This is a genomic window from Gordonia sp. (in: high G+C Gram-positive bacteria) (genome assembly GCF_049647785.1).
Taxonomy (GTDB): Bacteria; Actinomycetota; Actinomycetes; order Mycobacteriales; family Mycobacteriaceae; genus Gordonia.
This window is the reverse complement of the sequence record NZ_JBARYI010000045.1, coordinates 1-2,928: the sequence shown is the minus strand read 5'-3', so window position 1 is coordinate 2,928 and position 2,928 is coordinate 1. Positions and strand designations below refer to the sequence as shown.

General features: G+C 61.3%; 2 protein-coding genes. One reads left to right on the top strand and one right to left on the bottom strand.

The genetic code is table 11. The features are described from left to right. Positions 1-46: 46 nt before the first annotated feature. Positions 47-1,531 carry an acyltransferase gene (locus tag WBA38_RS06985; RefSeq protein ID WP_424296265.1) on the bottom strand — a complete coding sequence of 495 codons (1,485 nt, stop codon included), beginning with the start codon at positions 1,529-1,531 and terminating at the stop codon, positions 47-49. Positions 1,532-1,840: 309 nt separating this feature from the next. Here WBA38_RS06985 and WBA38_RS06980 point away from each other — a divergent pair, with 309 nt between their 5' ends. Continuing rightward, positions 1,841-2,869, top strand: coding sequence for an alpha/beta hydrolase (locus WBA38_RS06980; RefSeq protein WP_424296263.1), 1,029 nt, complete (start codon positions 1,841-1,843; stop codon positions 2,867-2,869). Positions 2,870-2,928 lie beyond the last annotated feature (59 nt).

Genomic DNA, 2,928 nt, shown 5'->3' with positions numbered 1-2,928 from the left:
CTGCTGGGCAGTCACACGCCACACTTTATTCGCGTCAGGTAGGTCGCTAGCTCGCAACCGGCTTGGCGTCGTGCCCGGCGTTGCTTTGCTTCACGCCGACGACAACCGCGGACAGCAAGAGCAATCCTGCAGTGGCCGTGACGAGGACGCCGAGTTTGGGATCGACGGTCTCGTAGGTGGCGAAACCGATCGCAGCGGCAATTACGGCGACGAAGGCCGACCGGCCCCAACGCTGGATACGCCAGTCGATCCGCTCGCGACCGGTGGTGATCAAGCTGATGGGGCTGCGACGAAGCACCTCGACCAGGAATACCGTGACGATGACGGTCACGACGTAGGTCACCACGATGTTGAGCCACAGCGGGACCATGAAGTCGCCCCACAGGGGCTTGTCGAGGTACGGCCGGGTGGCAGCCAAGACAGACGACAGCACGATGACGTGTGCCAGGTAAATGCCAAACGAGCGGTCTGCGGCGGTCCGCATGATGTTGTCGGGCACAGATCCGGGGTGGCGTCTGTCCTGCCAGATGGTGCCAACGATGTACAGGATCACGATGATCGCCACGAACATGAACGAGTTGTGGACCATGAACACGTTGGTGGCCCGGAACATCTCCTCGCCGCTGTTGACGTTAATCACGTAGTACACGAGGGTCACCACGATTGTCACCAGGGCGAGAAGGACCAACGGTCGACGGAAACGGCGCATGAAGCCGCTGAATGCGTCGTAGTGGTAGGCGGCGAGACAGCCGGCCAGGATAAAGAATTGGTACGGGAGCAGCGTGACGCCGAGGTAGCGCCAGAGCAGACCGAAGGCACCGTCCTGGAAGATGTCGTGTGGGGGTCGCACCATATGGAACAGGAGCCAGAAGTGGAATGCCAGGCTGCCTGCCAGCAAATAGCGGTGGTAGCCCCAGGTCCGCTTGATGACCCACAGAACTGCCGGGAACACCAAGTAGATCTGCATCGAGACCGACAGGAAGTACAGGTGGTAGGCGGCATTGCCGGTGATCAGGTCGTAGACGAGACTCTTGAGCGCTAATCGTTCGGACGTGCCGTCTTGGAAGATCTCAGTGATCCCGCCCCAACCGCCGTGCTGATAGTGCCGGTTGGTCCAGTAGAACAGTGACCACATCAGGAACGGCAGGCCGATCAGCTTGTAGCGGCGACGCCAGAAGGTTGGCGCATGCAGGTCGCGGTTGCGGTACTGGTACGTCAGCACGAAGCCGGTGAGCGCAAAGAAGCAGTAGCGCGTGTACCGCAGCATGAGGCCCACGCCCTGGGCGGCGACGGCGGTTGCCGGTGCCAGGCCGAGGATGACGTGGTCCAGAATGACGCCGCCGAAGGTGAAGAGGCGAACGAAGTCGATCTGGTAAAGGTGGCCGTCGCGCTTCTTTTTCTTGGGAGCTTCGGGCGTCGCGACATCCTGGCCTGGTGTGGGCGTAGGCGCCGGGGGCGCATCCGCGGTCTGCTCAGTGCTGTCAGCGGCACCCTCGGGAGCGTCGTCGATCTTCGGTTGGGCGTTTACCACCTGGCTACCCTGTCATCGGTCGGTCAATCGTTGGCGTCAACTGATCGTCAATCGGCTGTCGGGGAAATTCCCTTGCGATGTGTTGTTGGCGCTGTCGCGACGTTACTAGCAGAAGCTTGGAAAATACATTTTGCTGCCTGATGATGTGCCGGATATGCCGGGTGAGGGAGCAGTCGTGTGTGATTTGCAACTATCTGATTGCAACTAGCTGCACGGATTCGACCTTTGATCACGCCCCGGACTAGCATGTTACGAGAGTGACTCATGTGATACGAGGGGTGCATGGTGCGAAAAGTAAGTATGCGAACGATGGTGCTGACCAGTGTCTGCGCCACGGTCCTGGCAGGTTCAGCGGTGGTTGGTGCGGGGGCGTCGCACGCTGAACCGACGGACACTCCTAAGGCGAGTACGCCAGCGACGGCCCAACTCCCGGCGCGACTCGTCTCACTGACGAAGGTCTCGCCGCTCGAATCAATGGCCGAGGTCTACTCGGGCGCCATGGGAAAAAACATCCAGCTGAACATTTTGCGGCCTGCGGCGGCCGACACCCCGGCTCCGATCTTGTATCTCCTCAACGGCGCAGGCGGCGGCGAAGACAGTGCGACGTGGCGCGCGAAGACCGACTACCAGAAGTTCTTCGCCGACAAGCACGTGAATGTGGTGACACCTATCGGCGGCGCGTTCTCGTATTACACGGACTGGCAGCGCGACGACCCGGTGCTTGGTCGCAACAAGTGGCAGACCTTCCTGACCGAAGAATTGCCCCCGATTCTCGACAAGGCGCTGAACGCAACCGGCGCAAATGCGATCGCTGGCATCTCGATGTCGGGCACCTCGGTGTTCAACCTGGCCATTGCCAAGCCCAAGCTGTACCGATCGGTCGCCGCCTACAGCGGTTGCGCTCGGACCAGCGACCCGTTGGGGCAGGCGTACATCCGCACGGTGATCGGCGACCGCGGGCGCGGCGACATCACGAACATGTGGGGACCGACAGACGGGCCGGGTTGGCGTGAAAACGATCCGTATCTGCACGCGAGCGCGCTCAAGGGCGTCAAGGTGTACATGACGTCGGGTACCGGTCTGCCCGGACGTTACGACACGCTTGACGCGCCGCTGATCGACGGTAATCCTGCCGTCCTTCTCGATCAGGTGGTTATGGGTGGCCTCATCGAGGCCGCAGTCCGCGGGTGCACCACGCAAATGGAACAGGCACTCAAGACGGCTGGCGTCGACACGACCATCGTCTCCCGTCCTCTGGGCACCCACTCGTGGGAGTACTGGGAACAGGACCTGCAGACCACCTGGCCGATGATCGCGAAGGATCTGGGTACCAAGTAGTTCTCGGGCCCGCCCTCCCGTTCTCGCATGATGCGTCGATTCCCGCACTATGTCAGACA